General features: G+C 70.4%; 22 protein-coding genes. 11 read left to right on the top strand and 11 right to left on the bottom strand.

Annotated features, from left to right (window positions below):
• Window positions 1-72: 72 nt before the first annotated feature.
• On the top strand, window positions 73-969 hold the full coding sequence (locus PFX98_RS19650; protein WP_285232174.1) for an AEC family transporter: 897 nt from the start codon (window positions 73-75) through the stop codon (window positions 967-969).
• On the opposite strand, the gene queG is transcribed toward PFX98_RS19650, so the two are convergent.
• Window positions 958-2,013, bottom strand: coding sequence for a tRNA epoxyqueuosine(34) reductase QueG (gene queG / locus PFX98_RS19645; protein WP_285235648.1), 1,056 nt, complete (start codon window positions 2,011-2,013; stop codon window positions 958-960). The genes PFX98_RS19650 and queG overlap by 12 nt on opposite strands.
• Window positions 2,014-2,064: 51 nt before the next feature.
• Here queG and tsaE point away from each other — a divergent pair, with 51 nt between their 5' ends.
• The gene (gene tsaE / locus PFX98_RS19640; RefSeq protein ID WP_425334706.1) at window positions 2,065-2,568 is read left to right on the top strand and encodes a tRNA (adenosine(37)-N6)-threonylcarbamoyltransferase complex ATPase subunit type 1 TsaE; all 504 of its coding nucleotides are present in this window, start codon (window positions 2,065-2,067) and stop codon (window positions 2,566-2,568) included.
• Window positions 2,565-3,956, top strand: a complete 1,392-nt coding sequence (locus PFX98_RS19635; RefSeq protein WP_285232173.1) for an N-acetylmuramoyl-L-alanine amidase — start codon at window positions 2,565-2,567, stop codon at window positions 3,954-3,956. Before tsaE ends, PFX98_RS19635 begins: the two co-directional genes overlap by 4 nt.
• A gap of 10 nt (window positions 3,957-3,966) precedes the next feature.
• Here the strand turns inward: PFX98_RS19635 and PFX98_RS19630 are convergent, their stop codons facing one another.
• The 7 genes from PFX98_RS19630 to PFX98_RS19600 form a co-directional block, all read right to left on the bottom strand.
• Complete coding sequence (locus PFX98_RS19630) at window positions 3,967-4,116, bottom strand: YbdD/YjiX family protein (RefSeq protein ID WP_285235644.1); 150 nt, start codon at window positions 4,114-4,116, stop codon at window positions 3,967-3,969.
• A 55-nt stretch (window positions 4,117-4,171) separates the two neighbouring features.
• Complete coding sequence (locus PFX98_RS19625; protein WP_425334627.1) at window positions 4,172-6,250, bottom strand: carbon starvation CstA family protein; 2,079 nt, start codon at window positions 6,248-6,250, stop codon at window positions 4,172-4,174.
• Window positions 6,251-6,377: 127 nt separating this feature from the next.
• Complete coding sequence (locus tag PFX98_RS19620) at window positions 6,378-7,010, bottom strand: response regulator transcription factor (protein ID WP_285232172.1); 633 nt, start codon at window positions 7,008-7,010, stop codon at window positions 6,378-6,380.
• Entirely contained in the window at window positions 7,007-8,380 is a 1,374-nt protein-coding gene (locus PFX98_RS19615; RefSeq protein ID WP_285232171.1) for a cache domain-containing protein, read from the bottom strand. The genes PFX98_RS19620 and PFX98_RS19615 overlap by 4 nt, the downstream gene beginning before the upstream one ends.
• Before the next feature lie 6 nt (window positions 8,381-8,386).
• The gene (locus tag PFX98_RS19610) at window positions 8,387-9,031 is read right to left on the bottom strand and encodes a DedA family protein (protein ID WP_285232170.1); all 645 of its coding nucleotides are present in this window, start codon (window positions 9,029-9,031) and stop codon (window positions 8,387-8,389) included.
• Window positions 9,032-9,040: 9 nt separating this feature from the next.
• The gene (locus PFX98_RS19605; RefSeq protein ID WP_285232169.1) at window positions 9,041-10,495 is read right to left on the bottom strand and encodes a serine/threonine-protein kinase; all 1,455 of its coding nucleotides are present in this window, start codon (window positions 10,493-10,495) and stop codon (window positions 9,041-9,043) included.
• A gap of 12 nt (window positions 10,496-10,507) precedes the next feature.
• Window positions 10,508-11,380 carry a c-type heme family protein gene (locus PFX98_RS19600; RefSeq protein WP_285232168.1) on the bottom strand — a complete coding sequence of 291 codons (873 nt, stop codon included), beginning with the start codon at window positions 11,378-11,380 and terminating at the stop codon, window positions 10,508-10,510.
• Window positions 11,381-11,750: 370 nt separating this feature from the next.
• Between PFX98_RS19600 and mutL the strand changes: the two genes are divergently transcribed.
• From mutL to PFX98_RS19565, 7 genes are read left to right on the top strand one after another with little or no spacing between them, the layout of a single operon-like run.
• Entirely contained in the window at window positions 11,751-13,679 is a 1,929-nt protein-coding gene (gene mutL / locus PFX98_RS19595) for a DNA mismatch repair endonuclease MutL (RefSeq protein WP_285232167.1), read from the top strand.
• A gap of 45 nt (window positions 13,680-13,724) precedes the next feature.
• A complete protein-coding gene (locus PFX98_RS19590) occupies window positions 13,725-15,041 on the top strand; it encodes a pseudouridine synthase (RefSeq protein ID WP_285232166.1) in 1,317 nt (438 codons plus the stop codon).
• A gap of 5 nt (window positions 15,042-15,046) precedes the next feature.
• Window positions 15,047-16,279, top strand: coding sequence for a multidrug effflux MFS transporter (locus tag PFX98_RS19585; RefSeq protein WP_285232165.1), 1,233 nt, complete (start codon window positions 15,047-15,049; stop codon window positions 16,277-16,279).
• A gap of 13 nt (window positions 16,280-16,292) precedes the next feature.
• Window positions 16,293-17,249 carry a tRNA (adenosine(37)-N6)-dimethylallyltransferase MiaA gene (gene miaA / locus PFX98_RS19580; protein WP_285232164.1) on the top strand — a complete coding sequence of 319 codons (957 nt, stop codon included), beginning with the start codon at window positions 16,293-16,295 and terminating at the stop codon, window positions 17,247-17,249.
• Window positions 17,236-17,868 carry an ABC transporter ATP-binding protein gene (locus PFX98_RS19575; RefSeq protein WP_285232163.1) on the top strand — a complete coding sequence of 211 codons (633 nt, stop codon included), beginning with the start codon at window positions 17,236-17,238 and terminating at the stop codon, window positions 17,866-17,868. Before miaA ends, PFX98_RS19575 begins: the two co-directional genes overlap by 14 nt.
• 3 nt (window positions 17,869-17,871) lie before the next feature.
• Entirely contained in the window at window positions 17,872-20,421 is a 2,550-nt protein-coding gene (locus tag PFX98_RS19570) for an ABC transporter permease (protein ID WP_285232162.1), read from the top strand.
• The gene (locus PFX98_RS19565) at window positions 20,421-21,518 is read left to right on the top strand and encodes a lipocalin-like domain-containing protein (RefSeq protein WP_285232161.1); all 1,098 of its coding nucleotides are present in this window, start codon (window positions 20,421-20,423) and stop codon (window positions 21,516-21,518) included. Before PFX98_RS19570 ends, PFX98_RS19565 begins: the two co-directional genes overlap by 1 nt.
• Window positions 21,519-21,544: 26 nt before the next feature.
• Here the strand turns inward: PFX98_RS19565 and PFX98_RS19560 are convergent, their stop codons facing one another.
• From PFX98_RS19560 to PFX98_RS19550, 3 genes are read right to left on the bottom strand one after another with little or no spacing between them, the layout of a single operon-like run.
• Window positions 21,545-22,624 carry a hypothetical protein gene (locus PFX98_RS19560; protein WP_285232160.1) on the bottom strand — a complete coding sequence of 360 codons (1,080 nt, stop codon included), beginning with the start codon at window positions 22,622-22,624 and terminating at the stop codon, window positions 21,545-21,547.
• A gap of 34 nt (window positions 22,625-22,658) precedes the next feature.
• Complete coding sequence (locus PFX98_RS19555) at window positions 22,659-23,567, bottom strand: delta(1)-pyrroline-2-carboxylate reductase family protein (RefSeq protein WP_285232159.1); 909 nt, start codon at window positions 23,565-23,567, stop codon at window positions 22,659-22,661.
• 12 nt (window positions 23,568-23,579) lie between these two features.
• Window positions 23,580-24,419: a GGDEF domain-containing protein gene (locus PFX98_RS19550; RefSeq protein WP_285232158.1), complete on the bottom strand. Its 840-nt coding sequence runs from the start codon at window positions 24,417-24,419 to the stop codon at window positions 23,580-23,582.
• A 173-nt stretch (window positions 24,420-24,592) separates the two neighbouring features.
• On the opposite strand from PFX98_RS19550, the gene PFX98_RS19545 reads away from it, so the two are divergent.
• Window positions 24,593-26,683 (top strand): acetyl-CoA hydrolase/transferase C-terminal domain-containing protein, encoded by a 2,091-nt coding sequence (locus PFX98_RS19545; protein ID WP_285232157.1) that lies wholly within the window; start codon window positions 24,593-24,595, stop codon window positions 26,681-26,683.
• Window positions 26,684-26,697: the final 14 nt, after the last annotated feature.

The raw sequence follows: 26,697 nt of genomic DNA, 5'->3' as shown, positions 1-26,697 counted from the left end.
TCGCAAGCCATGCTAGCGGAATTACGTAGCCTCACGCATGGGGCGCGCCCGGCCCGCAGGCACACTGGGCGCATGACGGACCTGCTGTTGCTGCTGCCTGACTTTCTGCTGATCCTGACGGGCTTCGCCCTGTGTCGCTACACCAGCCTGGATCGCCCGGTGTGGGAGGCGGCCGAGAAGCTGGTGTACTACCTGCTCTTCCCGGTGCTGCTGTTCAACTCGATCTCGCGCAGCGTGCTGCAGCCGGCCGCCACCCTGCACCTGGCCCTGGGCGGCCTGGCGGTGGTGGGCAGCGGCGTGCTGCTGGCCTATGCGCTGCGCCTGTGGCCCGGGGTGGATGCGCAGACCCATGCCTCGGGCGCCCAGGTGGGTTTTCGCTTCAACAGCTTCATCGCGCTGGCCCTGGCCGAGCGCCTGCAGGGCGCGCAGGGCGTGGCCTGGGTGGCGCTGCTGATCGCCATCTGCGTGCCGCTGGCCAATGTGGCCGCGGTCTGGCCGCTGGCGCGCCATGGCGGGCACGGCTATCTGCGCGAGCTGGGGCGCAATCCGCTCATCCTCAGCACCCTGGCCGGCTTGGTGGCCAATCTGCTGGGCCTGCGCCTGCCCGAGGCCGCCGCCATCAGCCTGCAGAAGATCGGCCTGGCCGCCCTGCCCCTGGGCCTGATGGCGGTGGGCGCCGGCCTGCGCCTGGGCGCCTTGAAGGATTCGCCCAAGCTGGCCGCCGCGCTGCTGGCGATACGCCATGCCGCCCTGCCCCTGCTGGCCTTTGCCTTCGCCTGGGCGCTGGCGTTGGCGCCGGGCCAGCGCAGCATCCTGGTGGCCTTTGCCGCCCTGCCCACCGCGTCCAGCGCCTATGTGCTGGCGGCGCGCATGGGCGGCCACGCCTCCTTCGTCGCCGGGCTGGTGACGGTCTCGACACTGCTGGGCATGCTGACCGTGCCGCTGTGGCTGATGCTGCTACGTTTCTAAGGCCCAATGGATGTGTTCGGCCAGCAGCTCACTGGCCTGCGGCAGTCGCTTCTGCAGCGCGGCGCGCAGCGCGGCCTCATCCGCCGGGGCCAGGTCTTGCCTGAGCGCATTGCCCATCGCCACCGCCAGGTTGCGCTGCCAGCGCGCGTGGCCGATGCGGCGTATCGCCGAGCCCTCGGTGTGGCGCAGGAACTCGGCCTCGCTCCAGCCCCACAGCTGCAGCAGGGTGGGCGCCTCGAAGGGGCCGCGGGTGTCGAAATCCGCCAGGGCGTGGCGCTGCGCGAACTTGTTCCAGGGGCAGACGAGCTGGCAGTCGTCGCAGCCATAGATGCGGTTGCCCAGCAGCGGCCGCAGCTCCAGCGGGATCGGCTCGTCCGACTCGATCGTCAGGTAGGAGATGCAGCGCCGCGCATCCACCTGGTAGGGCGCGACGATGGCGCGGGTCGGGCAGACATCGATGCAGGCCGTGCATTGCCCGCAATGGCCGCTGACCGCCTCGCTCAGCGGCAGCGGCAGGTCCACCATGATCTCGCCCAGGAAGAACATCGAGCCGGCCTCGCGGTGCAGGGTCAGGCTGTGCTTGCCGCGCCAGCCGATGCCGGAGCGGCTGGCCAGCTCCACCTCCAGCACCGGGGCGGAATCGGTGAAGACGCGGTAGCCCAGCGGCCCCACCAGCGCCTCCAGCCGGCTGGCGAGCTGCTGCAGGCGCTGGCGCAGCACCTTGTGATAGTCGCGGCCGCGGGCATAGAGCGAGACCTGGGCGGCCAGCGGCTCGGCCAGGCGCTGCCATTCGATCGCCTGCCAGTCACCCGGCAGCCGCTGGGGCAGATAGTCCATGCGCGCGGTCAGCACGCGCACCGTGCCCGGCACCAGCTCGGCCGGCCGGGCGCGCTTGAGGCCATGGCTGGCCATGTAATGCATGCTGCCGTGAAAGCCCGCCGCCAGCCAGGCCAGCAAGCCAGGCTCGGCGCTGCTGAGGTCGATATCGGCCACGCCAATCTGTGAGAATCCCAGCTCAAGCGCCCAGGCCTGCAGTTGCGCCATCACCGCCTGGGCATCGATCTCGGTTTGTTTTTCTTCAGTTCGCGGAGCGTGCTGCATTTGGCCATTCTAGAAACCCGCCTGTTCCACTGGCCCGACGAGTCGGCCTGCGAGCGCTTTGCGCAGGCCCTCGCGCATGCCTTGACCCATGCTCCTGGCCCGATGCATGCCAGCATCGAGCTGCACGGCACCCTGGGCGCCGGCAAGACCAGCCTGGTGCGCCATCTCCTGCGCGCGCTCGGCGTGACGGGCCGCATCAAGAGCCCCAGCTATGCGGTGCTGGAGAGCTACCAGCTGCCGGCCGGCGAGGTCAGCCATTTCGATTTCTACCGCTTCAACGATCCGCGCGAGTGGGAGGACGCGGGCTTCCGCGAGATCTTCACCGCGCCCGGCCTGAAGCTGAGTGAATGGCCCGAGAAGGCGGCCGGCATGCTGCCCACGCCCACGCTGGCGATCCACCTCGAAGCGCAGGACGACCAGAGCCGCCGCGTGCGCGTCGAGGCCTGCACGCCCGAGGGTCAGGTCTTGCTGGACGGCTTGAAAGGGCTGAGCACATGAGCCGCCGCCACGCCTTGCGCGCCATGGGCAGCCTGGCGCTGCTGCTGCAGGCCCCGCAGCTGCGCGCCGCGAGTTCGCCGGGCAGCGCCAATATCGTGGCGGTGCGCGTCTGGCCGGCGGCCGACTACACGCGCGTCACGCTGGAGTCCGACAAGCCGCTGGCCGCCAAGCATTTCCTGGCCGCCAACCCGGACCGGCTGGTGATCGACATCGACGGTCTGGAGCTCAGCCCCGGCCTGCGCGAGCTGCTGGGCAAGGTGAAGGCCGACGACCCCTACATCGCCGGTGTGCGCGTGGGCCAGAACCAGCCGCGCGTGGTGCGCATCGTGCTGGACCTCAAGCAGGGCGTGGCGCCGCAGCTGTTCTCGATCGCGCCGGTGGCGGCCTACAAGCACCGCCTGGTGTTCGACCTCTACCCGCTGCAGGAGCGCGACCCGCTGCTGGCCCTGATACGCGAGAAGGAAAACGCGGAGAAGGCGGCGGCGCAGTCGGTGCAGGATGCGCTGGGCGAGCTGATCGGCCGCATCGACCGGCCCGAGCTGCCCAGGCCGCCGGCCTCGGCGCCGCTGGTGGGCCCCCCCGCGGCATCGGCGCCCGCCAGCGCGGCCGAGCTGCAGACCCCGGCACCGGCGCCAGCGCCGGCGCCCATCGTCGGCGCGCAGCAGAAGATCGACCGCCTGATCGTGATCGCGCTGGACCCCGGCCATGGCGGCGAGGACCCCGGCGCCGTCGGCCCCTCGGGCCTGAAGGAAAAGGACGTGGTGCTGGCGATCGGCCTGCAACTGCGCGAGCGCCTCAACGCCAACCCCAATATCCGCGTGATGATGACGCGCGATGCCGATTTCTTCGTGCCCCTGCACGAGCGCGTGCGCAAGGCGCGGCGCGTGAATGCCGACCTGTTCGTCTCCATCCACGCCGATGCCTTCTTCACGCCGCAGGCCAAGGGCGCCTCGGTGTTCGTGCTCAGCACCAATGGCGCCAGCAGTTCGGCGGCGCGCTGGATGGCCGACCGCGAGAACGCCGCCGACCTGGTGGGCGGCGTCAACAACCTGGCGGTAAAGGATGCCACCGTGCTGCGCACCCTGCTGGACATGAGCACCACGGCGCAGATCAAGGACAGCCTCAAGCTCGGCTCCGAGGTGCTGGGCCAGATCGGCCGTGTCGGCAATCTGCACAAGCGCCAGGTCGAGCAGGCCGGCTTTGCGGTGCTGAAGGCGCCCGACATGCCCTCCATCCTGGTGGAGACGGCCTTCATCTCCAACCCGGACGAGGAGAGCCGGCTGCGCGATCCCGACTACCAGGCCAAGCTGGTGCAGGCCCTGGCCACCGGCATCGCGCGCTACTTTGCCAAGAACCCGCCCCTGGCGCGGCACCGGCCGCTGTCCTGAGCCGGGCGGCTCAGCAGCAACGGCTCATGCGCCCCGTGCCGACGCCGTAGCGGGCGTCCTGGCGTTCGCGGAAGAAGGCCTCGTAGCTCATCGGCGCCTGCTCTGGGTGGGTGGCCTTCATATGGGCCACGTAGGCGCCGTAGTCCGGCTGGCCCACCATCAGGCGCAGGCTTTGCGCGAAGTAGCGGCCGGCGCGGCTGGCCGCCTCAACGACCTCAATCACCGCCGGCTCCCGCCGCAGCGGCAAAAGGTACGAAGGCCGCTTCCTGCACCGTCGGGCGGCGCTCGGCGCGCGCGGCCAGGATGGACTTGATGCTGTAGACCAGCACGCTCAGCACCACGAAGATGAAGAGCCCGCACAGCACGGCGTCGAGGCGGTCGTTGAAGACCACGCGCTCCATCGCCGCCAGCGACTTGGCCGGCGCCAGCAGCTTGCCCTCGGCCACCGCGCCCGCGTACTTGTCGGCATGGGCCAGGAAGCCCACCTTGGGGTCGGCCGAGAACATCTTCAGCCAGCCGGCGGTGAGCGTGCACACCAGCAACCAGGCGGCCGGCAGCGCCGTCACCCAGGCGTAGCGGTCCTTCTTCATCTTGAACAGCACCACCGTGCCCAGCATCAGCGCGACGGCGGCCAGCATCTGGTTGGAGATGCCGAACAGCGGCCACAGGGTGTTGATGCCGCCCAGCGGATCGACCACGCCCTGGTAGAGGAAGTAGCCCCAGGCGGCCACGCACAGGCCGGTGGCGATCAGGTTGGCGGGCAGCGAGTCGGTGCGCTTGAGCGCGGGCACGAAGCTGCCCAGCAGGTCCTGCAGCATGAAGCGTCCGGCGCGCGTGCCGGCGTCCACCGCGGTGAGGATGAAGAGCGCCTCGAACAGGATGGCGAAGTGGTACCAGAAGGCCATCATGGCCTTGCCGCCCACCACCTGGTGCAGGATATGGGCCATGCCCACCGCCAGCGTGGGCGCACCGCCGGCGCGCGCCAGGATGGTCTTCTCGCCCACATCGGCGGCGGTCTGGGTGAGCATCTCGGGCGTGACCACGAAGCCCCAGGTCGAGAGCGTCTGCGCCACCGCGTCCACATTGCTGCCCACCAGGGCGGCTGGGCTGTTCATCGCGAAGTAGACGCCCGGCTGGATGCAGGAGGCCGCCACCAGGGCCATCACCGCGACGAAGGACTCGGCCAGCATGCCGCCATAGCCGATGAAGCGGGCGTGCGTCTCGTTCTCCAGCATCTTGGGCGTGGTGCCCGAGGAGATCAGCGCATGGAAGCCCGAGACCGCGCCGCAAGCGATGGTGATGAAGAGGAAGGGGAAGAGATTGCCCGACCAGACCGGGCCGTTGCCCGCGGCGAACTGGGTGAAGGCCGGCATCTGCAGCGGCGGCGCCACGATCACGATGCCGATCGCCAGTGCCACGATGGTGCCGATCTTCAGGAAGGTGCTGAGGTAGTCGCGCGGCGCCAGCAGCAGCCACACCGGGATCGAGGCGGCCACGAAGCCGTAGCCGATCAGCATCCAGGTCAGGGCCTTGGCGTCGTAGCTGAACAGCGGCGCCAGCGTGGCGCTCTCATGCACATACTGGCCGCCGATGATGGACAGCATCAGCAGCACGAAGCCGATGACGGAGATCTCGCCGATGCGGCCCGGGCGGATGTAGCGCAGGTAGACACCCATGAACAGTGCCACCGGGATGGTGGCGGCCACGGTGAAGGTGCCCCAGGGCGAATCGGCCAGGGCCTTCACCACGATCAGGGCCAGCACCGCCAGGATGATGATCATGATCATGAAGGCGCCGAACAGGGCGATCAGGCCGGGCACGGTGCCCATCTCCTGCTTGATCAGGTCGCCCAGCGAGCGGCCGTCGCGGCGCGTGGAGATGAAGAGCACGATGAAGTCCTGCACCGCACCGGCGAACACCACGCCGGCCAGCAGCCACAGCAGACCCGGCAGATAGCCCATCTGCGCGGCCAGCACCGGGCCCACCAGCGGGCCGGCGCCGGCAATCGCGGCGAAGTGGTGGCCGTAGAGCACGTATTTGTGCGTGGGCACATAGTCCAGGCCGTCGTTGTGGCGCCAGGCGGGGGTCTGGCGCTGCGCGTCCAAGCCCAGCACCTTGGTGGCGAGGAAGAGGCTGTAGTAGCGGTAGGCGATCAGGTAGACGCACACCGCGGCCACCACCACCCAGAGGGCACTGACCGCCTCGCCGCGGGCCAGGGCCACATAGGCGAGCGAGAGCGCTCCAACAATCGCCACACCCGCCCAGGCGAGGTGGCTACGCAGCTTCGAGATCATGATGGGAGTCTCCTGTTGGGGGCGGCCCATGAGCATCCGGATGCCGCCTCCCCATCAGTGTGCGAAATGCACCGCGACGGCGCATCGGTCAAGCTACGCGTGGCCCCCGCGTGGGACCACCTAAGGGTCAACCCGTGGTTTTCGAGTGTTCCACCGCGTACTTGATCAGCTCGGCCTGGCCGTCCAACCCCAGCTTGCGTTTGATGCTCTGGCGATGCGCCTCGACGGTGCGCACGCTCAGGTCCAGGCTGCGCGCGATCTGCTTGCTGGACTCGCCGCGGCCCAGCGCCGAGAGGATCTCACTCTCGCGCGGCGAGAGCATGGGGCGCGGCTGCTGCGCGCGAAACAGGCGCTGCGAGATGCCGGTGCTGAGATAGGTGCCGCCGGCCGCCACCGCCTCGATGGCGGCGACGATCTCGCTGGCCGGCGCATCCTTCAGCACATAGCCGCGCGCACCCGCCTGCAGGGCGCGCTGCACATACTCGGGGTTGTCATACATACTGAACATCAGCACGCGCAGGCCCGGGTGGCTCTGGCCCAGCTGCTCGGCCAGGGCGATGCCATTCGTGCCCTTGAGCCCCACGTCCATCAGCAGCACATCGGGCCGGCATTGGCCCAGCACCTGCACCGCCTGGTCGGCCGAACCGGCTTCGCCCACCACACGGAACTGCGGCACCGACTGCAGGCGCGCCACCAGGCCCTCGCGCACCATCGGGTGATCGTCGACCAGCATGATGTGGATGAGGGGCGGGCTGCTCATGGATGGGCCAGTTTAGCCAGGGCCGCGGCCGGCACACGGGCTTCCAGCTGGGTGCCATGGCCCAGGCTGGCGTGCAGCTCCAGCCGGCCGCCGATGGAGACCAGGCGTTCGCGCATGCTGCGCAGGCCCAGGCCCAGCTCGGGGTGGGCCTGCACCGCCTCGACATCGAAGCCGCGGCCATCGTCGGCCACCGTCAGGCAGACCGCGCCCGTGGGCTCGAAGGCCAGGGTCAGCGCCACCCGCCCGGCCTGCGCATGCTTGGCGGCATTGGTGAGCGCCTCCTGGCCGACGCGGAACAGCACCGTCTTCACCACCTCGGGCAGCTCGCGCTCGGGGCCCTGCAGCACAAAGTCGAGCGGCGTGGGGCCGGCCTCGTCGAACTCATGCGCCAGGTGCTGCAGCGCGGCCGGCAGGCCCAGGGTGTCCAGCAGGGCCGGGCGCAGCCGGTGCGAGATGCGTCGCACCTCGGTGAGGCTGCTGTTGAGTCGGGCCAGCGCCTGGCCGAGCGGGCGCGCGGCAGCGCCCTCGCCCACCCGTTCGGCGGCCGATTCGATCAGCAGCTTGGTCGACACCAGGGTCTGGCTCACGCCGTCGTGCAGCTCGCGCGCCAGATGCGCGCGCTCGTCCTCCTGCGAGGCCACCACCTGGCGCGCCAGCAGTCGCAGCTTGGTCTCGGCGCTGCGGTGTTCGCTGAGGTTGAGCGCCAGCGCGCTGGCGCTGATGAGGGCCACGCCGAACACCGCGATGCCGGCGATCCACAGCAAGGTGGTGGCGATATTGCGGCTGGCCGAGCGGTCCAGCTCGGCCATGGTGGATTCGATGCCGTCCAGGTAGAGGCCCGTGCCCAGCATCCAGCCCCAGCGCTCCAGCTGCACCACATAGCCCAGCTTGGCGGCCATCTGCTCGCTGGAGGGCTTGCGCCAGAGGTACTCGACATAGCCGCCGCCGGCCTTGGCCTGGGCGATCAGCGCCTGGATGGTGAGCTGGCCGCGCGGGTCGCGCAGGCCCCAGAGGTTCTTGCCCAGCAGCTCGGGCTGGCGCGAATGCATCAGCACCGTGCCGCTGAGGTCGTAGACGAAGAAATAGCCGTCCGGGCCATAGTCCAGCGAGGACAGCAGGGCCAGGGCGCGCGCGCGCGTCGCCGCCTCGCCCTGCTGGGGGCCCGCGTAGAGCGGCTGCACCGTGCTCACCGCCAGGTCCACATAGTGGCGCAGCTCGGTACGGCGCGCGTCCATATAGGTGGCGCGCACCAGCTCGCGTTCGCGCGCGGCCAGCTCGCGCTCCTGGTGGCGCACGGCCAGGGCGATCAGCAGCAGCGAGACCACCAGCGGCAGCAGCGCCAGCAGGATGAGCTTGCCGCGCAGCTGCATGAACGCTCAGGCCGGGGCGCGGCGCCGCGCCTTCCAGGCGCCGAAGATCGCGATCAGGCCCGGGATGCCGATCAGCGCCCAGATGATCTTCTCGAGGTTTCGCTGCACCCAGGGCACGTTGCCGAAGGCATAACCCATGCTCATCACGCCCACCACCCAGAGCAGGCCGCCGCTGACGTCGTAGAGCGTGAACTTGCGGCGCGTCATCTGCGCCACGCCGGCCACGAAGGGCGCGAAGGTGCGCACGAAGGGCATGAAGCGCGCGATCACGATGGTGATGCCGCCCCAGCGCTCGTAGAACTCATGCGCCTGGTTGAAGGCGCGCTTGTTGAAGAAGCGCGAGTCCTCCCACTGGAACACCTTGGGGCCGAAGAAGCGGCCGATGGTGTAGTTGGTCTGGTTGCCGGCGATGGCCGCCAGCGTCATCAGGCTCATCGCCACCGGCAGCTCCAGCAGGCCGGTGCCGCACATCGCACCGACGATGAAGAGCAGCGAGTCCCCGGGCAGGAAGGGCATCACCACCAGGCCGGTCTCCACGAAGATGATCAGGAACAGCAGCGCATAGATCCAGTTGCCGTAGGCGGCCACGAACTGGTTCAGATAGCGGTCGACGTGGATGATGAAGTCGAAGACGAGGGCGAGGTATTCCATGGGCGCGCATTATGGGGGCGCCGCGCGCGGCGCCTGCAGCGCCTGCCTGAGCTGCTGCGCATCAAGCTCCGGGCATTCGGCCAGCAGGCCCTCGATGAACTGCTCGGCGCTGCCGGCGCGCGCCGCCGCCCGCTTCACCAGCACTTTCGCGATCGGCCCCAGCTCGTGGCTCAGCACCGCCAGGGCATGGCTCTTGAGGGCCTCGTCCAGGGCCTGGCCGCTGGCGGCCAGCGCGGCGAGGCTGGCGTCGCGCGGCGGCGCGACGATGCCGGTGCTGCCCATGGGTGCGAGCTGGCTGCCCTCGGTGCTTTCCTGCAGGAAGCGCTGGCGCGCCTCGGCATCGGCGATATGGGCCGCCACCGCCGAGGCCAGGCTCTGCAGGTCGTGGCATTGGCGCGCGGCCTCGCGCACCATCAACCTGGCCATCGGCCCCACATGGCTGGCGAGCGAGCGCTCGATGCGGCTCAGCGAGGGGCCGTCCCAATGGCTGGCCCAGCTGCCATGCCCCTGGCTGGACGGCGCACCGGCCGACGCCGTGGCCGGCCGCGTGGTCGGATAGGTGGTCGCGGCCATCACCAGGGTCTTGGCCCATTGGTCGAGGGCGCCGATCTCGGCGTCGCCATGCAGCGCCGGGTCCAGCATCGAGGCCACGCCCGCCAGCATGCTGCGGAACTCCGCGGCACTGCCGAAGCGCTGCTCGGGCCGCTTGGCCATGGCGCGCTCGACCACGCTGTCGAACAGCGCCGGCCGTGCCGCCAGCGCCACCTGGCTGGGCGGCGCCGCGGCCTCGTTGAGCACCTTGTACATGACCTGCTGGGCATTGCCGTTGAAGGGCAGCACGCCGGCCAGCAGGCGGTACAGCAGCACGCCGGCGGCGAACAGGTCGGCGCGCTGGTCCACGCCCTCGCCCAGGTACTGCTCGGGCGCCATATAGCCGGGCGTGCCGATCACCGACGAGACCCGCGTCAGGCCCAGATTCTCGATGCGGGCGATGCCGAAGTCGGTCAGCTTGAGCTGGCCGCTCACACTCAGCAGCAGGTTGGAGGGCTTGATGTCGCGGTGCCAGACGCCCTGGCGGTGCGCATGCTCCAGCGCGTCGAGCAGCTGGTCCATCAGGTGCAGCAGCGCCGGCAGGCCCAGCATGGGCGTGGCCATCAGCACCTGCTGCAGCGTGCTGCCCTCGACGAACTCCATCACGATGTAGGCGCTGTCCGCGTCTTCGCCGAACTCATGGATGGCCACCACGCCCGGGTGGGCGATGCGGCCCACCGCCTGGGCCTCGTTGCGAAAGCGCGCCACCGCCATGGTGCTGCCCTGGTCGCCGTCCAGCAGGCTCTTCAGGATGGTCTTGATGGCCACGGCGCGCTGGATATGCGGGTCGAAGCCCTTGTAGACCACGCCCATGGCGCCGCGCCCGAGCACGCCGGAGATGCGGTATTTGCCGATGTAGGCAGGCTGGTCCATGGCGGCGCCGGCTCAGACGTCCAGCATCTTCATGGCATGGCTCAGGCTCTTGCGCATGCGGCCGAAGGACTGGGCCAGCACGCCCACCTCGTCGCGGCTGCGCGTCTCGAACTCGGGCGCCGTCAGCTCGCCCAGGCTGACGCGGTCGGCCAGCGCGGCGAGCTGGCGCACCGGCCGTATCACCAGCATCCAGAGCATGAAGTTGAGCGCCGCGCCGATCAGCACGAACACCCCGGCCAGCGCGCCCATCACCACCTTGAGCGCCTCGTGCGCGCGTTGCAGCGGCACCGTCATGGGCACCGACACCAGCTGCGCGCCCAGGGTGTCGCCCATCTTCCAGCCAAAGCCGTTCGAGGGGCCGTAGCGTGCCACCAGCGTTGCCGGGGCGGCCGCGGGCGTGCTGTGGCAGGCCAGGCAGACCGGGTTGCTGATGCGGATCGGGCGCGCCACATAGAGCGAGGGGCCGGTGGGCGTGTCGCGCTTGCCCACCAGCTCCTGCAAGTCGGTGTTGCGGCTGAATTGCGCGATCACGTCCTCTTCCCAGTCCACCGCGCGGTCGCGCGGATTGGTGGGGTTGAGCATGGCCGACTTGAAGCGGTACTCGGGATAGTGCTTCTGCAGCGTGGCCTGCACCTCGGCGGCCGAGTAGGCCGGCACCGACTGCGGCAGGAAGGCATCGGCCATCTGCGCCGCCAGCAGCGGCCTGATCTGCTCGGCCGTGTAGGCGCTCACAGCGCTGGCGTTCTGCATCAGCAGCTTGGCACTCTCGGCCACCTCGGCGGCGGCGGCCTTTTGCAGCAGACCGCGCGCCACCAGCGCCGATCCCGCCAGGCCCAGCACGAAGATGAGCAGAAAGATCAGGTTGAACTTGAGCAGCAGTTTCATGGTCTGGCGCCCGAATGTGCAGGTGCACGAGCATAGCCCTCCCTGCCCCCGGCCTTGTACCCACTTCGGGGGCAAGAGGCTGTGAAGCAATGGCTTGCGCCCGCGTGAGGCCCCCAAAGGGGTCCAATCTAGGCGCCGACGCGCAGTCGTGCTGTGCGCCCGACAAGCGTTGGCAACAACGAGTGGGCGCCTTTGGGGGCCTCACCCTGTGGGCCGGGGGGTCCCAGGGCGCAGGCGGGCGTTGCAGCCCTGGCCCGGACGCGAGTCCGGGCGGCGGCCTGCGCCTACTCCCGCGCCCTGGGATCCCCCGGCGCGGGCGCAATCCATTACTTCGCAGCCTCTGGGGCCGGGCCGCTTCATACAATGCGCCATGGACCTGTCTTCGCCACCGACACAACGCCGCGCGATCCGCGAACTCCCCGATGAACTGATCAGCCAGATCGCCGCCGGCGAGGTGGTGGAGCGGCCGGCCTCGGTGGTGCGCGAGCTGGTGGACAACGCGCTGGACGCCGGCGCCAGCCAGATCAATGTGAAGCTGATGGCGGGCGGCGTGCGCGCCATCGTGGTGGAAGACGACGGCCTGGGCATTCCGGTGGAGGAGCTGCCGCTGGCGCTCAAGCGCCATGCCACCAGCAAGATCCGCAGCCTGGAAGAGCTGGAATCGGTGGCCACCATGGGCTTTCGCGGCGAGGCCCTGGCGGCGATTGCCTCGGTGGCCGAGATGGCCATCGCCACCCGCTGCGAGGGCGCGCCCCATGCCAACCGGCTGGATGCGCGCTCGGGCGAGCTGAGCCCGGCGGCGCGCTCGCGCGGCACCAGCGTGGAGGTGCGCGAGCTCTTCTTCAGCACCCCGGCGCGCCGCAAATTCCTCAAGACCGATGCCACCGAGCTGGCCCATTGCCTGGAGGCGGTGCGCCGCCATGCGCTGGCCAGGCCCGATGTGGGCTTTGCGATCTGGCACGAAGGCAAGCTGGTGGAGCAGTGGCGCGCCGCCGGCGCCGAGCAGCGCCTGAAGGATGTGCTGGGCGAGGAGTTCTTCGCGGCCAGCCGCGCGGTGTTCTCCGAGGCCGGCCCCTTGCGCGTGTTCGGCCGCGCCGGCCTGCCCGAGGCGGCGCGCAGCCGCTCGGACATGCAGTACGTCTATGTGAACGGGCGCTATGTGCGCGACAAGCTGATCGCCCACGGCATCCGCTCTGCCTACGAGGACGTGCTGCATGGCAACCGCCAGCCCAGCTATGTGCTCTTCATCGAGATCGCGCCCGACCGCGTGGACGTGAACGTGCATCCCACCAAGATCGAGGTGCGCTTTCGCGATGGCCGAGAGATCCACCAGCGCGTGCGCTACGCGGTGCAGGGCGCGCTGGCCATCTCGCGCTCGGCCGAGGAGGCTGCCGCCGCGCCTGCACCCGAGGCCGCACCCGAGGCCGCCGGTGTGCTGTCCGCGGCGCACAGCAGCAGCGTGAGCCTCGGCCGGCCCGGGCCCGGCAATCCGCCCGCCTGGTTCAACGCCGCCTCTGCCCAGGAGCGCGCCGCGCCGGGCTATGTGGGCAATGGCAGCCTGAGCGGGGCGACGCCCAGCTGGCGCAGCCATAGCCAGGGTAGCCAGGCCTCGCTGGGCTTGGCCGAGGTGGCCGCCTTGTATGGCGGCGCATCGCCTGCCCTGCCCTTGCCGCCGCGCGCCGAGGCGCCAGCCCCGGCACAGCTGCCTGGCGGCGACTGGCCGCTGGGCCGTGCCATCGCGCAGATCCAGGGCGTCTATGTGCTGGCCGAGAACGCCCAGGGCCTGGTGATCGTGGACATGCATGCGGCGCATGAGCGCGTGGTTTACGAACGCTTGAAGTCCAGCCTGGGCGAGGCCGCGATCGAGTCGCAGCCGCTGCTGATCCCCGTCACCTTTGCCGCCACTGCGGCCGAGATCGCCACCGCCGAGGCGCAGGGCCAGACGCTCATACGGCTTGGCCTGGACGTGGCGCCGCTCTCGGCCAAGGTGCTGGCGGTGCGCGCCCGGCCCGCCGCGCTGGCCGGCGGCGATGTGGTGGAGCTGGTGCGCGGCGTGCTGGCCGAGCTGGCCCAGTTCGACGCCAGCCATGCCATCGAGCGCGCCCAGCACGAGATTCTGGCCACCATGGCCTGCCATGGCGCGGTGCGCGCGAATCGCCAGCTCAGCCTGGACGAGATGAATGCCCTGCTGCGCGATATGGAGCGCACCGAACGCGCCGACCAGTGCAACCATGGCCGCCCGACCTGGCGCCAGCTCAGCATGCGCGAGCTGGACGCGCTGTTTCTGCGCGGCCGTTGATGGCACGGCGTGGTCCAATACGGTCTTGAACAGCCGAGCATCACCATGGCCACCCTGACCCTCAAGAAGAAGAACAACAACAGCAGCAGCAAGCCCAGCCCCGACGGTGAACGCCGCGCGCCGCTGCGCGGCAAGGGCGTGTCGCGCCCGCGCCAGACCCTGGAACAGGCCCAGGCAGAGCGTCAGGAGCGCCAGGCGGAGTTCGAGAAGCGCCGCGCCAGCGAGGAAGCAAGGCCCGCCGCACCGCGCGGCCGCCCCGAGCCGCGCGCGGACGCAAGACCTGGCCCCCGTGGCGATTCGCGCGCCGAGCCGCGCCGCGATGCCCGCCCCGCCAGCGGCAGTTTCCGCCGCGAGGATGGCCCGCAGCAACGCGATCCGCGCGATCCGCGCGATCAACGGGATCCGCGCGGTGCGCGCAGCGAGGGCCCCGCGCCCGAACCCCGCCGCGACCAGCGCCGCGACCAGCGCCGCGACCAGCGCCGCGCCAGCGGCCCGCGCCCTTCCTACCCGCCTCAGCGCGAGAGTTGGGGCGAGCCCCAGCGCCCGGCGCCGCGCCAGCGCGCCGAGCACCGCGAGATGCCCTCGGACGAGGGTGAGCGCCTTTCCAAGCGCATGAGCGAGTTGGGCATGGCCTCGCGCCGCGAGGCGGATGAATGGATTGCCGCCGGCTGGGTGCGCGTGGACGGCAAGATGGCCGTGCTGGGCCAGCGCGTCGGCCCCGAGGTCAGGATCGAGGTCGACCAGCGCGCCCACAAGGAACAGGCCAAGCAGGTCACCATCCTGCTGCACAAGCCGATCGGCTATGTCTCCGGCCAGGCCGAAGACGGCTACGAGCCCGCCTCGGTGCTGGTGCGCAGCAACACCCAGTGGGCGGACGATGCCTCGGGCATCAAGTACCACATCGGCCACACGCGCGGCCTGGCGCCCGCCGGCCGCCTGGACATCGACTCCACCGGCCTGCTGGTGCTGACGCAGGACGGCCGCGTCGCCAAGGTGCTGATCGGCGAGGATTCCAACGTCGAGAAGGAATACCTGGTGCGCGTCGAGTTCGTGGGCCTGAACGGCGAACCGGTGGGCCCCGGCCGTGCGATGGAGCAGATGCCTCCCGAGCGCATGGCCCTGCTCAACCATGGCCTGGAGCTGGACGGCGTGCAGCTCAAGCCCGCCAAGGTCAGCTGGGCCAACGAAGACCAGCTGCGCTTCGTGCTGCGCGAGGGGCGCAAGCGCCAGATCCGCCGCATGTGCGAGCTGGTGGGCCTGAAGGTGGTGGGGCTGAAGCGCGTGCGCATCGGCCGCATCAATCTGGGCCATCTGCCGGCCGGCCAGTGGCGCTTTCTGGCGCCCTGGGAGCGTTTCGACTGATGGCCATGGACCAGGGCGCCACTGAGGGCGCCACGCCGCGCCTGCTGATGCAGGTCGCGGCGCTGGCCTTGCTGCTGGGCCTGCAGCCCGTCACCACCGATCTCTACCTGCCCGCCCTGCCGGCGCTGCGCGGCGAGCTGGCCGCGCCGATGAGCGCGGTGCAGCTGACGCTCTCGGCGCTGATGCTCAGCTTCGGCCTGGGCCAGCTGCTGATCGGGCCGCTGTCCGACCGCTTTGGCCGCCGGCCCATCCTGCTGGGTGGCCTGGCCCTGTATGTGCTGGCCGCGCTCGCCGCGGCGCTGGCGCCCGACATCTGGCTGCTGGTGGCCTGCCGCAGCCTGCAGGGCCTGGCCCTGGCCGCCGCGGTGGTGGGCGGCCGCGCCATGCTGCGTGACTGGTTCGAGCCGCGCGAAGGTGCGCGCGTGATGGCGCGCGCGCTCAGCGGCCTGGGCCTGATCGCGATGCTGAGCCCGACCCTGGGCGGCCTGCTGGCGCTCTACCTGGGCTGGCGCGCCGCGCTGCTGGCCACCGGCCTGTTCGCCGCCGGCGCGCTGGCGCTGATCGCCTGGCAGATCCCCGAGAGCCTGCCGGCGCGGCAGCGCCAGGCGCTGCATCCGCGCCAATGGCTGGCGAACTGGGCGCTGGTGCTGGCGCACCCGGGCTTTCGCGCCTACGCCCTGCTCACCACCCTGGCCTACGCCACGCTCTACGCCTTTCTGGCCGGCTCCTCCTTTGTCTTCATCGAGGTGCTGGGCCTCTCCCGCATGCATTACGGCGCCCTGGTGAGCCTGGGCGCGGCCATCTATGTGGGCGGCACCTGGCTGTGCCGGCGCTGGCTGGCGCATGGCAGCCTGCCGCAGACGGTGCGGCGCGGCGCCATCTTCACCGCCCTGGGCGCGCTGGGCATGGGCGCGGCCGCCTGGCTGTGGCCGCCCTCGGTGCTGGCCCTGATGCTGCCGCATGGCTTCATCATGCTGGGCCATGGCGTGCTGCAGCCCTGCGGCCAGGCCGGCGCGGTGGGGCCCTTCCCCAGGCAGGCCGGCGCCGCCGCGGCGCTCTCGGGCTTTGCGATCGCGCTGGGCGCCTTCGCGGTGAGCGCCTGGCTGAGCCGCAGCCTGGACGGCACGGTGCGCCCGCTGGCCCTCACCATGATGAGCCTGGGCCTGGCGACGGCGCTGTGCGCCTGGACCCTGGTGCAGGCCGAGGGCCGTCGCCAGCGCGGCGCGGCCCTGGCCTGACAATCCATTCCTCATGTCGCTGCAACAAGACTATTCGTTCCGCCCGATCTGCCTGGCCGGCCCCACCGGCAGCGGCAAGACCGCCTGCGCGCTGAAGGCCGCCGAATACCTGCCCATCGAGATCATCAGCGTCGATTCGGCCCTGGTCTACCGCGGCATGGACATCGGCACGGCCAAGCCGACGCCAGCCGAGCTGGCGGCGGTGCCGCACCACCTGATCGACATCATCGAGCCGACCCAGTCCTACTCGGCCGCCGAATTCGCGCGCAGTGCCAAGACCCTGGCCGCCGAGATCCTGGCGCGCGGCAAGCTACCCCTGCTGGTGGGCGGCACCATGCTGTACTTCAAGGCCCTGTTCGACGGGCTCTCCGAGCTGCCGAAGGCCGACGAGGCGCTGCGCGCGCGCCTGGACGCCCAGGCCGCCGAGCAGGGCTGGCCCGCCCTGCATGCCGAGCTGGCCAGGGTCGACCCGATCACCGCCGCGCGCCTCGCGCCCAATGATGCGCAGCGCATCCAGCGCGCGCTGGAGGTCTGGCATCTGGCCGGCCGGCCGATGTCCCAGCTCTATGCCGAGCAGGAGCGCAGCAGTGGCGTCGACTGGCCGCTGATCTCGCTGGAACCGCAGGACCGCGCCTGGCTGCACCGCCGGCTGGACCAGCGCTTCGCGCAGATGCTGGAGGCCGGCCTGGTCGACGAGGTGCGCCGCCTGCGCGCGCGCGGCGATCTGAGCCTGGATCTGCCCTCGATGCGCTGCGTGGGTTATCGCCAGACCTGGGAGGCGCTGGACGCGAACGATTTTCGCCAGCTCGCCGAACAGGGCAGCGCCGCCACCCGCCAGCTCGCCAAGCGCCAGCTGACCTGGCTGCGCTCGATGCCGCAGCGCCAGGTGATCGCGGCCGACAGCGCTCAGCTGGAGCTGCAGGTGCTGGTGGCCCTGCAAAAGATTCTGCGCGCCCATGGCCCTGCTTGAAGCCGAAGGCCTCGCCAAATCCTACGGCGAGACGCGCGTCTTCGCCGACATCAGCCTGACGCTGCAGGCCGGCGAACTGGTGGCCCTGCTGGGCGAGTCGGGCAGCGGCAAGTCCACCCTGCTGAACTGCCTGGCCGGCCTGGACAAGCCCGATGCCGGCCGGGTGCTGCTGCAAGGGCAAGACCTGACCCTGATGGGCGAGGCGGAACTGGCGCTGCTGCGCCGCGAGCGCCTGGGCTTCGTGTTCCAGGCCTTCCATGTGCTGCCGCATCTGAGCGTGGCCGACAACGTGGGCCTGCCCCTGCTGCTGCAGCGCCGCCCCGATGCGGCGCGCGTGCAGCAGATGCTGGATGCGGTGGGCCTGGGGGACTTGGGCGCGCGCATGCCGCGCCAGCTCTCCGGCGGCCAGCTGCAGCGCGTCGCGATCGCGCGCGCCCTGGTGCACCGTCCGGCCCTGGTGCTGGCCGACGAGCCCACCGGCAACCTCGACCCGCGCCATGCCGAGCAGGTGCTGCAGTTGCTGCTGGCCCAGGTGCGCGAGCAGGGCTCGGCCTGCCTGCTGGTGACGCATTCCGAGCGCGCGGCGGCGCATGCCGACCGCTGCATCCAGCTGGCCTGAGCCATGCCGCCGTCTTCGTGGATTGGTTGGCTGCTGCAACTCTCTTGGCCCGCGCTGCGCCAGCAATGGGGGCGCCAGACCCTGGCCCTGCTGGCGATCGCGCTGGGCGTGGCGCTGGCCACCGCGGTGCAGCTGATCAACAGCGCCGGCCTGCGTGAATTCGACGCCGCGGCGCGCGCGCTCAGCGGCCAGGCCGATCTGGAGCTGACGGCCGCCACCGGCGCGCTCGACGAGGCCTTGTTCGCGCGCCTGGCCGAGCGCGAAGACGTGCTGGCGCTGGGGCCGATGCTGGAGGGGCGCGCCCAGCTGCTGGATGCGCAGGGCCAGCCCTTCAGCCTGCGCCTGCTGGGCGTGGACATGCTGCAGCTGGCCCAGCTGCAGCCCGAGCTGCTGCCGGTGTTCGACGGCGACCGCCCTCCCGATCTGCTTGCCGATGGCCAGCTGTTCCTGAATCCCGCGGCGCTGCAGCGCCTCGGCGCGGACCTTGGTGCGAAATCGCCGGCCGAGCTCAGCCTGCGCCTGCAGGTCCAGGGTCAGGCGCGCAGCGTCACGCTGCGCCTGGCCGGCCGCACCGCCACCGCCGGCGCGCCGCTGGCGGTGCTGGACATCGCCGTGGCCCAGGCCCTGCTGGGCCGGCCGGGCGAGCTGGACCGCATCGCGCTGCGCTTGCTGCCGGGGCTGGACCCGCAGGCCGTGGCCGCCGGCCTGGCCCTGCCGCCCGGGGTGCGCGCGCGCACCGCCGCGGCGGCCGAGGGGCAGGCGGCCCAGCTGAGCCAGGCCTACCGCGTCAACCTGGGCGTGCTCTCGCTGATGGCGCTGTTCGTCGGCGGCTTTCTGGTGTTCGCGGTGCACACCCTCTCGGTGGCGCAGCGCCTGCCCCAGCTCGCCCTGCTGGGCGTGCTGGGCATGAGCGCGCGCGAGCGCGCCGGTCTGGTGCTCAGCGAGGCCCTGCTGTTGGGGCTACTGGGCAGCCTGCTGGGCCTGGCCCTGGGCATAGGCCTGGCGGCGCTGGGCCTGCGCCAGCTCGGCGGCGATCTGGGCGCCGGCATGCTGGGCGGCATGTTGGGCGGGGCCAGGCCGCAGCTGCAATTGCCGTTCGTTCCCTTGCTGGCGCTGGGCAGCCTGGGCCTGTTGGTGAGCCTGGCCGCCGCCGCCCTGCCCGTCTGGGGCCTGCGCCGGCTGCCGGCCGCCCAGGTGCTCAAGGGCCTGGGGGCCGATACCCATCCGCGGCTGCCGCGCTGGCTGGGCCCGGGCCTGCTGCTGCTGGGCGGGCTGCTGAGCCTGTTGCCGCCGCTGCACGGCCTGGCGCTGGGCGCCTACGCCGCCATGCTCAGCCTGCTGTTCGGCGGCCTGGCGGCGGTGCCGGCCCTGGTGGATGGCTTGCGCCGCCTGCTGCCGCGCCGGCGCAGCGCGCTGGCCCTGCTGATACGCGAACGCGCGCACGACCAGGCGGGCGAGGCCACGCGCATGCTGGCCGGCGTGCTGGTGGCGCTGAGCCTCTCGGTGGCGATGCTGGTGATGGTGGGCAGCTTCCGCACCTCGCTGGACGACTGGCTGCGCGACATGCTGCCCGCCGATCTGTTCGTGCGCAACGGCCTGAGGGCGGCGCGCCAGGAGGGGCTGCCGCTGCCGCCGGCCTTTGTGCAGCGCCTGCGCGCCAGCGGCCTGGCCGAGCGCATCGCCCAGCAGCGCACGCGCGAGCTCAGCGTGGCCGGCCAGCCGGTGCTGATGCTGGCGCGCGAGTTGCCGGACGATGAAGGCCGGCTGCCGCTCACCGGCGCGCTGGCGCCGCGCAGCCAGTTGCCTCCGATCTATGTGAACGAAGCGATGCGCGACCAACTGCGGCTGCGCCCGGGCGACACGCTGATGCTGGAGCTGGCCGGCCAAGCCGCGCTGGCGGTGCAGGTGCGCGGCGTCTGGCGCGACTACAGCCGCCAGAGCCCGGCCCTTCTGATCGCGCTGGCCGACTACCAGCGCTGGAGCGCCGATACCGCGGTCACCGATCTGATGCTGCACCTGCCACCGGGCGCCGCGGACATGCAGGCGCTGCAGCAGCGCCTGCGCGCCCTGGCCGAGCGGCCCGAGGACATCGAGCTGGCGGCGGCCGGCGAGCTGCGGCGCTTCTCGCTGCAGCTGTTCGACCGCAGCTTTGCCGTCACCTATTGGCTGCAGGCCGTGGCCCTGGGCGTGGGCCTGTTCGGCGTGGCCGCCAGCCTTTCGGCCCAGGTGCTGGCGCGGCGGCGCGAGTTCGGCCTGCTGCTGCACCTGGGCTTCGAGCGCCGCGCGCTGCGGCGCATGGTGGTGGCCGAGGCCCTGCTGTTCGGTGCGGCCGGCGCCATCGCCGGCCTGCTGCTGGGGCTGGCGATCAGCGCGGTGCTGGTGTGGGTGCTGAACCCGCAGAGCTTTCACTGGAGCATGGACATGCATGTGCCGCTAACGCGCCTGGGCTTGCTGATGTTCTCGGTGCTGCTGGCCAGCGGCCTGACGGCCTGGTGGGCGGCGCGCGCGGCGGCCGGGCCGGATGCGCTGCAATCGGTCAAGGAGGACTGGTGATGCTGGGGCGCCGAAGCTGCATGCTGCTGATGACGATGGCGACGGCCGGCATGCTGCCCCGGCCTGCCGCAGCGGCCAGCCTGCGTCTGCCCCGCGACCACGGCAGCCACCCCGAGACGGCAGTGGAATGGTGGTACCTCACCGGCCTGCTGGGCGCCGCGGGCGGCGGGCCGCCCAGCCATGGCTTCCAGCTCACTTTTTTCCGCGTGCGGCGGGCCGAGGCGCAGAAGCAAAGCGGCAGCTTCGCACCGCGCCAGCTGCTGCTGGCCCATGCGGCATTGAGCGAACTGGCGGCGGGCCGCCTGCGCCACGACCAGCGCCTGGCGCGCCAGGGTTTCGCGCATGCCAGCGCCGGCGAGGCCGACACCGCGCTGCGGTTGGGGCCCTGGCAGCTGCGCCGCGAGCAGGACAGGGGCAGTGGCTCTTCAAGTTATGTTGCAAGGCTGGACAGCCCGCAGGCCGGCTTCGGGCTGGACCTGCAGCTGGCCGCCAGCCGGCCGCCGCTGCTGCAGGGCGAGGCGGGCCTCTCCCGCAAGGGCCCGGGCGCGGCCCAGTTCAGCCACTACATCAGCGAGCCACAGCTGCAGGCTCAGGGGCAGCTGCGGATCGACGGCCGCGCGCTGCGCGTGCGCGGCCGTGCCTGGCTGGACCATGAGTGGAGCGATGCCCTGCTGGGCAGCGGCGCGGACGCCGCGGTGGGCTGGGACTGGCTGGGCATCAATCTGCACGATGGCGGCGCGCTCACCCTGTTCCAGCTGCGCCGCGCCGATGGCAGCCGGCTCTGGGCCGGCGGCAGCTGGCGGCGCGCCGACGGCAGCCACAGCGAGCTGCCCGCCGCGGAGCTCGGCTTCCAGCCCGGGCGGCGCTGGCGCAGCGCCGTCTCGCAGGCCGAGTACCCGGTGGAATGGGCCCTGCAGACGCCGCTGGGCCGCCTGAGCCTGCGCGCGCTGTTCGACGCCCAAGAGGTGGACGCGCGCCGCAGCACCGGCATGCTCTATTGGGAGGGCGCGGCGCGCCTGGCCGATGCCCAGGGCCGCGAACTGGGCCTGGGCTATCTGGAGATGACGGGCTACAGCGGCCGCATGAGTCTGCCCTGACTCAATGTCGCACCGCCTGGGCGGTGCTAGTGCTGAACTACAAAAGCCTTGGAGGCTACCTTGCCGATAGATGAAAGGTAGGGCCACACTGAATCGAATGGGAGCAGAAAAGTCTCGATGCAACGTCGGCTTTCATAGGGCGCAATAGTCCGGAAGTGCAACCCGCTCTCACTGGGCCACATATCGCTCGTCGTGAAAGCAATCTCTTCAAAGCAGCTCGCATCCCCGCCATGCCTGTACAGGCCGTGCAATAACTTCCCTAGTTCAGATTTCGGGCCAAGCTCGTCTTGATAGGGCTCCGACAGCCAATCAGCCATCCGAACAATCTCACCTCTAGACGCCTCGAAGACCGTGTGCTCAACATCCAGGTAGGGATGTGCTTGGCCGCAGAAGTCGCTGCTGGTCTGAACGACGACAACAAACCCTCGATTTCTTGTTTCTACAGACCAGGTTCTGCGGTTTTCGTAGGTATGGCCTTCGCCTTGTGTGAGCCTTCCTGTGGTCCGGCATTCCAAAGCAACTTGGACTGCATCTCGAAACTCTGCCATCAGCTTGGCATTGATCGTTCGCACCCCAACGGAATGGCCATGCAAGCGCAAGCCTGTTACCCCAAGCGCTTCAAGACCGAAAGGCTGAAGCAAGTCGCGGCCTTCGCCGTTAGGCTCAGGAACCGCAAGTACAGACCATCGCAAGGCAGCCATGCGTCGGGCCTGATAGTCCAGCCCCGCGCGCGCGCGTGCGAGCACGGGTAAACGTCGTCTCCCATCTCCGGACTTCCATTCGCCACTGAGGCGGGCTTCGGTGCAGCTCAGTGTCAACACTCCTGTCTGCCTGCCCATCGGGTCGATTTCCGCCCAACGTCCAGATTGCTCGCCCAAAGGCATCAGTAGCAGATCATTGACGTTTTCACTGTAGTAGTACCTTCCGGCCAGCTTGTCGTCTGGGTAAATGGTCTCAAAGCGCATCGTCACCGGAAGACCGCCCACAGTGCCTTCCCAGGTTCGCTCGAGGCATTCTCCAGCAAGCGCATACACCGACTGATTGATCAACAAGGCAAATATGGCCAGCAAGCGACCTACATTCATATCAGAGATGAGGTTCGACATTTGAGGCAGCTGGCAGTAGCAACTGCAACGAATACTAACGCCCAAGCGTAGTGCCACAGAAATCCGAAAGCGCGCAGCGCACCGCCGCCATGTCCCAGGCGGCCTGGCCCACGGTCTTGTAGAGCAAGGGCCCCTGCGCCCTCACCTCGCCCGCGAGCAGCTCGGCCAGGCCATGCACGCGCGACCAGTCCACGCCGGCCTGCAGCAGGTCGCCGGCCTCGTGCCGGGCGCCCTCGGGATCGTCCACGAAGAGCTGGCGCGCCCGCACCTGGGTGGCGGGCAGCTCGGCCATGTCGGGGCGGAAGCTGCCGATGCCGACGATCAGGGTCTCGGGTGCCAGATCCTCGGGCAGCACCGCGCTCAGCGAGGTGGTGGCGGCGAGCGCGCAATCGCCATAGCCGTCGCCCTCCTGCCAGACGCAGGCCGTCAGGCCCTGTGCGGCCAGCCGCTGCACGAAGCCGGGCGCCGCGCTGCGCCCCTTGATGCGCAGGCGCAGGCCCGGCCAGACCTCCAGCAGCGCCAGCGCATGCGACCAGGCCTGGCCGCCCGTGCCCACCAGGGTCAGGTCTTGCGGGGCGCGGCCGAGCAGGCGTTCGATGCCCAGCAGGCTCACCGCGGCGGTGCGGCGCGCCGTCACCGTGCCGCCATGCAGCAGGGCCAGCGGGCTGCCGTTGCGGGCATCGCTTGCCAGCACCAGGCCCTGGATGGTAGGCAGGCCCAGGGCCTGGTTGGCCGGCGTCACCGAGACCAGCTTGCTGATCGCGTATTGCGCATCGGTGCAGGGCATGGCCAGGTAGCTGCCGCCCTCGGGCAGCGGCAGCACGGCGCGCGGGCAGCTGTGGATGCGGCCGGCGCGCAGGTCCAGCATGGCCTGGGCCACGGCGGGCATCAGGCGGGCATAGGGCAAGCGGGCCGCGGTGGCCGCGGCGTCAAGCATCTGCATGGGGAATGGGCGTCAGTTGTTGTTGTTCATCATGCTGGGCTTGCCGGGCAGCAGCCCGGCGCCAGCGCGCACGCAATTGCGGCCCGCGGACTTTGCCACAGCCAGCGCATCGTCGGCGTCGTGGATCAGCTGATCCAGCGTCAGGTGCTCGGGATGCAGCGCCGCCACGCCCAGGCTGACGCTGACGCGCAGCTCTGCGCCGTTCCAGGCCAGCTGCAGCGCCTCCACGCGCTCGCGCATGCGCTCGGCCACGTCCAGCGCGCCGAGCGGGTCGGTGTGCGGCAGGAACACGATGAACTCCTCGCCGCCGAAACGCGCCAGCACGTCGGCGTGGCGCAGGGTTTCGACGCTGGCCGCGGCGATCTCGCGCAGCACCTGGTCGCCGCAGCGGTGGCCGAAGCGTTCGTTGACGCGCTTGAAATGGTCCACATCCATCAGCAGCAGCGCGCAAGACATGTCGTAGCGGCGCGCCCGCGACCATTCGCGCTCCACCAGTTCGAGGAAGTAGCGGCGGTTCAGCGTGCCGGTGAGCGGGTCTTCGGTGGCGTGGCGCAGCACCCCGCGTTGCGTGCTGTCGATATGCTGGACCAGGCGCAGCAGCAGGTAGCCGCACAACGCGGCGCAGGCCGCCGCCATGCCGCTGGCCACCAGGGCGGCGGTGAGGTGGCCGGTCGGCCCCGCCAGCAGCAGGCCGGCCAGCCCCAGGCACAGCAGCAGCGCGCCGGCGCACAGCAGCGCCCAGGTGCGCAGCAGGCCCAAGCGCTGGATCCATTGCCCCAGCAGGGGCAGCCAGCGTGGCGTGTCGATCTCGTTGAACAGCATGAAGGGAAAGTGGGTGGACCGCGCAGCCATTGCAGCACAGCTTGCCCGGGCTGGCGACGCGCGTCCCCGGAATGGGGGATGGGCCCCGGGGGCCGCGGTGCGCGCGCTTGACTTGGCCAAAATCAAGTCCGGCCGGGCCGACTGCGCCGACACTGCCTTATAGGCACAAGAAGTAGGCAGAAGAACCAAGCAGGAGACATGAAATGGACATGCAGACGCTGACCGAGCTGGAGGCCGCGGTGGACGCGGTGCTGGAACGCATCCCGGGCGAGATCGTGCTGGCGATCCCGCTGGGCCTGGGCAAGCCCAACCCCTGGGTCAACGCGCTCTATCGTCGCATCGCTGCCACACCGGCGCGGCGGCTCAAGATCTTCACCGCGCTCTCGCTGGAACGGCCGGTGGGCAAGTCGGAGCTGGAGCAGCATTTCCTGGGGCCCCTGCTGGAGCGCGTGTTCGGCGACTACCCCGACCTCGACTATGTGAAGGCGGCGCGCGCCCAGGCCCTGCCGCCGAACATCGAGGTGCACGAGTTCTTCTTCAAGACCGGTGACTACCTCAACAACGACGCGTCACAGCAGGGCTTCGTCTGCACCAACTACAGCTTCGTGGCGCGCGACATGATGGCCCAGGGCGTGAACGTGATCGCCCAGGCGGTGGCGCTGCGCGAGAACGCCGCCGGCGGGCTGCAGCTCTCGATGTCCTGCAACCCCGACGTGACCCAGGAGCTGATCGAGCGCATGGCGGCCGCCGGCCGGCCGCTGCTGAAGGTGGCGGTGGTGAACGAGCGCCTGCCCTTCATGGCCGGCACGGCGCTGTGGCCGCTCGATCGGGTGGACCTGCTGCTGCGCTGCCCCGCGGCCAACCATGAACTGTTCGGCCCGCCGAATGCCTCCATCAGCTGGGCCGACTACGCCATCGGCCTGCATGCCTCCAGCCTGGTACTGGACGGCGGCACGCTGCAGATCGGCATCGGCTCGCTGGGCGACGCGGTGGCGCAGGGCCTGATCGTGCGTGACCGCCAGCCCGAGGCCTATCGCAGCATCCTCGGCGCGCTTTGCGCCGACGGCGCCGAGGGGCTGGCGGGTCGCGAGCTGGGCGGCTTTGCCCAGGGCCTCTACGGCTGCTCGGAAATGTTCGTCAACGGCTTCATGCGCCTGATCGACGCCGGCCTGATACGCCGCGAGGTCTACGACGACGCCGACCTGCAGGAGCTGGCCAACGCCGGCCGCGTGGGCACGCGCCCCGACCTGGCGGTGCTGCGGGCGCTGGCCGAGCGCGGCCGCATCGCCGCAGAGCTAACGGCGCCAGATATCGCCTACCTGGAGCAACTCGGCGCGCTGCAGCCCGGCCGCGTGCCGGCGGGCACGGCGCTGGACGACGGCCGCGTTGCCGCGGCGCTGGGCGAACGCTGGCTGCATGCCACCATCATGCATGGCGGCTTCTTCCTGGGCCCGCGCGACTTTTATCAGCGCCTGCGCGAGCTGCCCGAGGCGCAGCGCGAGCGCATCTCGATGACCCGCATCGCCTACATCAACCAGCTCTATGGCGATGCGCTGGGCTGCGAGCGCCTCAAGCGTGCCCAGCGCCGCGATGCGCGCCTCTTCAACACCACCATGAAGCTGACCCTCTTGGGCGCGGCCTCGTCGGACGGGCTGGACTCGGGCCAGATGGTGTCGGGCGTGGGCGGCCAGTACAACTTCGTCGCGATGGGCCATGCGCTGCCGGATGCGCGTTCCATCCTGATGCTGCGTGCCACGCATGAGAACCAGCATGGCCTCACCAGCTCGATCGTCTGGAGCTACGGCAACATCACCATCCCGCGCCATCTGCGCGACATCGCCATCACCGAGTACGGCGTGGCCGATCTGCGCGGCCAGACCGATGGCGAGATCGTGAAACGCCTGCTGGCAATCGCCGACTCGCGCTTCCAGGACCAACTCATCGCCGAGGCCAAGGCGCATGGCAAGCTGGAGGCCGACTACCAGCTGCCCGAGCGCTACCGCAACAACCGGCCCGAGATGCTGCGCGAGAAGCTGCGACCCTGGCGCAACGAGGGCGTGCTGCCCGACTTCCCCTTCGGCACCGATCTCAGCGAGGACGAGATCACCATCGTGCGCGCGCTCAAGAAGCTCAAGCATGCCAGCCAGCATCCGCTACAGCTGTTGCCGATGATTCTCAAGAGCCTCACAGGCGAGCGGCCGGTGCCGCCCGCCTACCTGGAGCGGCTGGGGCTGGACCAGGCATCGAGCTTCAAGGATCTGTTCATTCGCAGGCTGTTTGCGGCGAATTTGTGACGAGGGGCGCTGCT

It is taken from the genome of Paucibacter sediminis (assembly GCF_030254645.1).
Classification (GTDB): domain Bacteria; phylum Pseudomonadota; class Gammaproteobacteria; order Burkholderiales; family Burkholderiaceae_C; genus Paucibacter_B; species Paucibacter_B sediminis.
Note: the sequence above shows the minus strand (reverse complement) of the source record. Positions and strands in the feature narration are given on the sequence as shown.